Genomic DNA, 3,991 nt, shown 5'->3' on the forward strand with positions numbered 1-3,991 from the left:
ATGAAAGGCGGTGAGCGCATCTTCCACCGGATCGAGCATATCGCCCGCCCCAAGCCCCCGGAAACAGGCATTGGCCGCGGCGATCAGATCGGCCGATGTATCGGCCAACGTTCCGTCGAGATCAAAAATCACCGTGCGCATCGCGGTCCTTTCCCTGTAACCTGCCGAAAAGATTTGTGAAGCCACGCCCCTTGCGGCATTTGCGGCCTTCGTTAAAACGTGCCGGACGTTAAGGGAAGTCTCATTCATGGCCACAGCGCTCATCATTCTCGCCGCCGGACAGGGCACACGGATGAATTCCGACCTGCCGAAAGTCCTGCACAAAGTCGCAGGCGCCCCGGTTCTGGCCCATGCGATGCGGGCCGGCGCAACACTGGAACCCGATCGCATGATCGTGGTGACGGGGCATGAGCGCGCTGCCGTAGAGGCCGCCGCCCGCACGGTCGATGAAGAAGTCATCGTTGTTGCGCAAGAAGAACAGCTCGGCACCGGTCACGCCGTCGCGCAGGCCCTGCCCGCGCTTGAGGGGTTTGCGGGCAAGGTGCTGATCCTCTTCGGCGACACCCCCCTGATCCGAACCGAAACGCTTGAGGCGCTGGCCGGAGCGGAGGCCGATATCACCGTCCTTGGCTTCCGCGCTGCCAATCCGCGCCGCTACGGGCGGTTGATCACCTCCGGCGGGGTTCTCGAACGCATCGTCGAGTTCAAGGATGCGAGCGAGGCCGAGCGCGACGTCACGCTCTGCAATGGCGGGCTGATGGCGGTCGATGCCGCTCTGCTGGCGGACCTCGTCCCGACGCTCTCGAACGACAATGCAGCAGGCGAATACTACCTGACCGAGATAGTTGCCATGGCCCGTGCCAAGGGCCGCACGGCCACGGTCGTGACCTGCGATGAGGGCGAAACACTCGGCGTCGACACCCGCGCCCAACTGGCGCAGGCCGAGGCCAGCTTTCAGGCCCGCGCTCGCGCCGAGGCGCAGGAGAACGGCGTGACGATGACCGCGCCCGAAACCGTCTTCTTCGCCTATGACACCGTCATCGGCCGCGATACGGTCATCGCCCCGAATGTGGTTTTCGGCCCCGGCGTCACCGTCGAAAGCGAGGCCGAGATCCGCGCCTTCTGCCATCTTGAGGGCTGCCACATCTCGCGCGGGGCCACGGTCGGCCCCTTCGCCCGACTGCGCCCCGGCGCGGAACTGGCCGAGGATGTCCATGTCGGCAACTTCGTCGAGATCAAGAACGCCATCCTTGATGAAGGCGTGAAGGTCGGCCACCTGACCTATCTTGGCGACGCCCATATCGGCGAACACACCAATATCGGCGCGGGCACGATCACCTGCAATTATGACGGTGTGATGAAGCACCGGACCGAGATCGGCAAACGCGCCTTCATCGGTTCGGACACGATGCTGGTGGCCCCCGTGAAGATCGGCGATGGGGCGCTTACCGCCTCAGGCTCTGTCATCACCCAGGACGTCCCGGCCGAAGCTTTGGCGATTTCCCGCGCCAGACAGGAAACAAAACCGGGCTTAGCGACTAGATTGTTCGAAAATCTGAAACGGATTAAGGCGAAACGCCAGAAAGAGGCGCAATAATGTGCGGTATTGTGGGGGTGCTCGGCAGCCATGAAGTGGCGCCGATCCTTGTCGAGGCGCTGAAACGGCTGGAATATCGCGGCTACGATTCCGCCGGGATCGCGACCGTAAACGGCGGCAGGCTCGACCGGCGGCGGGCGGTCGGCAAGCTCGTCAACCTCTCTGATCTTCTGGTGCACGAACCGCTCGCCGGCAAGGCCGGGATCGGCCATACCCGCTGGGCCACCCATGGTGCTGCAACCGTGGTGAACGCCCATCCGCACCGCTCCGGCCCCGTCGCTGTCGTCCATAACGGCATCATCGAAAACTTCCGTGACCTGCGCGCCGAACTCGCCGCAAAGGGTTTGGCGGCCGAGACGGAGACAGATACCGAAACCGTCGCCCTCCTGACCCGGCACCACATGGATCAGGGCATGTCCCCCCGCGACGCCGCGCGCGAAACCTTGCGCCGCCTTGAAGGCGCCTTCGCCCTCCTCTTCCTCTTCGACGGAGAGGAAGACCTGATGATCGCCGCCCGCAAGGGCTCGCCGCTTGCCATCGGCCATGGCGAGGGTGAGATGTTCGTGGGCTCCGACGCCATCGCGCTCGCGCCGATGACCGACCGCATCACCTATCTGGAGGAAGGCGATTACGCTTTCGTCACCCGCGCGGGCGTCGAGATCTTCGACGCCAGGGATCGCCGCGCTAACCGCGAACTCCAGCAGATCCAGCTAGAGGCAACGCGGATCGAAAAGGCCGGTTACAAGCATTTCATGGCCAAGGAGATCGCCGAACAGCCCGTCGTTCTGGCCGATGCGATCAAGCACTACGCCCAAGGCGGACAGATCAACCTGCCCGAGGGGTTGGAGTTCGCAGGACTCGACCGACTGACACTGGTCGCTTGCGGCACCGCGAACTATGCCTGCCTGACCGCGAAATACTGGTTCGAAGGCCTCGCGGGCCTTCCTTGCGAAGTCGATATCGCCTCGGAATTCCGCTACCGCGAACCGCCGATGCCGAAAAACTCCTATGCGGTCTTCGTCAGCCAGTCGGGCGAGACCGCCGACACTCTCGCCGCGCTTCGCTACGCAGAAGGCAAGGTGGCCAAGATCGTCTCCATCGTGAATGTGCCCACCTCCTCCATCGCGCGGGAAAGCGATATCGCCCTGCCGATCCTGGCAGGCGTCGAGGTCGGCGTCGCCTCCACCAAGGCCTTCACCTGCCAGCTTTCGGTGCTCTTGTTGTTGGCACTCAAGGCAGGGCATGACCGCGGCCATATCGACGACAGCGCACTTGCCGAACACCTGAAGACCTTCGCCACCCTGCCGGGTCTGATGAACCAGACCCTGAGCCGAGAAGCCTCCATCGCGGTGATGGCAGCGGCCGTGGCCGAAGCGCAGGACGTCCTCTTCCTAGGCCGTGGCTCGATGTTCCCACTGGCGCTGGAAGGCGCGCTGAAACTGAAGGAAATCAGCTATATACACGCCGAAGGTTATGCGTCGGGCGAGCTGAAACACGGACCCATCGCGCTGATCGACAAGAACGTCCCCGTCGTCGTCCTCGCCCCACGTGATGTGCTTTTCGACAAGACCGTATCGAATATGCAAGAGGTGATGGCGCGCCACGGCAAGGTGATCCTGATCACCGATCCGAAAGGAGCGGAAGAGGCGGGCCTGGGCACCTGGAAGACCCTGACCCTGCCCGAGATCCCGGCGATCTTTGCCCCGATCCTCTATGCCCTGCCCGCCCAGCTTCTGGCCTACCACGCCGCCGTCGCCAAAGGGACGGATGTCGACCAGCCCAGGAACCTCGCAAAATCGGTGACGGTCGAATGACACTCGACGAGGCCATTGAGGCGCTGAAGGCAGGAATCGAACCCGGCCGATCCGAGGGCATGGCAGCCTACCACAAGCAGACACGTCAGGTTCTGGGCATTCCCAACCCCCACTTAAACGATCTTGCGAAAAGCTGGCGGCAAAGCCTCACCGTTCCTGAACGCACGGCACTCGCCGACGCGCTCTGGAAAACCGACATCTTCGAGGCCCGCATCATCGCCGCCAAAACCCTGACCCAAGCACGGATCAGGGACGACGAAGCGGCCTGGCGCCTCATCGCCTCATGGGTGCCGGATTTCGACAGCTGGGCCATCGCCGACCACGCCTGCGATGCGGGGCAACGCCGCCTCGTCGCCGACCCGTCCCGCATCGACGAGGTCGAAAGCTGGACGCGCTCCGACCACATGTGGACCCGCCGCGCCGCCTTGGTCATCACCCTGCCCTGGACCAAGCAGAACCACCCGAGCGACGAAGATCGCGCCATCCGGACCCGCATCCTCGGCTGGGCCACCGCCTATGCCGACGACCGCGACTGGTTCATCCAGAAGGCCATCGCCTGGTGGCTGCGCGACCTCTCAAA

Annotated in this window: 4 protein-coding genes; 3 read left to right on the forward strand and 1 reads right to left on the reverse strand. The window is 63.7% G+C overall.

The genetic code is table 11. The features are described 5' to 3' along the window. On the reverse strand, positions 1-141 hold a 141-nt coding region (locus WBB85_RS18165; RefSeq protein WP_432640005.1), incomplete at its 3' end, for an HAD hydrolase-like protein. Between the two features lie 106 nt (positions 142-247). Here WBB85_RS18165 and glmU point away from each other — a divergent pair. The 3 genes from glmU to WBB85_RS18180 all read left to right on the forward strand — a co-directional run. Continuing rightward, positions 248-1,597 carry a bifunctional UDP-N-acetylglucosamine diphosphorylase/glucosamine-1-phosphate N-acetyltransferase GlmU gene (gene glmU, locus WBB85_RS18170; protein ID WP_432640002.1) on the forward strand — a complete coding sequence of 450 codons (1,350 nt, stop codon included), beginning with the start codon at positions 248-250 and terminating at the stop codon, positions 1,595-1,597. Further along, a complete protein-coding gene (gene glmS / locus WBB85_RS18175; protein ID WP_432640003.1) occupies positions 1,597-3,411 on the forward strand; it encodes a glutamine--fructose-6-phosphate transaminase (isomerizing) in 1,815 nt (604 codons plus the stop codon). Before glmU ends, glmS begins: the two co-directional genes overlap by 1 nt. After that, positions 3,408-3,991 (forward strand): DNA alkylation repair protein (locus tag WBB85_RS18180; protein WP_432640004.1); only part of this gene is annotated, 584 nt, incomplete at its 3' end. The genes glmS and WBB85_RS18180, both read left to right, overlap by 4 nt.

Origin of the sequence: Albidovulum sp., from assembly GCF_049646345.1 — a bacterium.
Lineage (GTDB): Bacteria > Pseudomonadota > Alphaproteobacteria > Rhodobacterales > Rhodobacteraceae > Albidovulum.

Coding starts and splice junctions, on each gene's coding strand:
- glmS (WP_432640003.1), top strand. CDS start 1,597: ATGTGCGGTATTGTGGGGGTGCTCGGCAGCCATGAAGTGGCGCCGATC.
- glmU (WP_432640002.1), top strand. CDS start 248: ATGGCCACAGCGCTCATCATTCTCGCCGCCGGACAGGGCACACGGATG.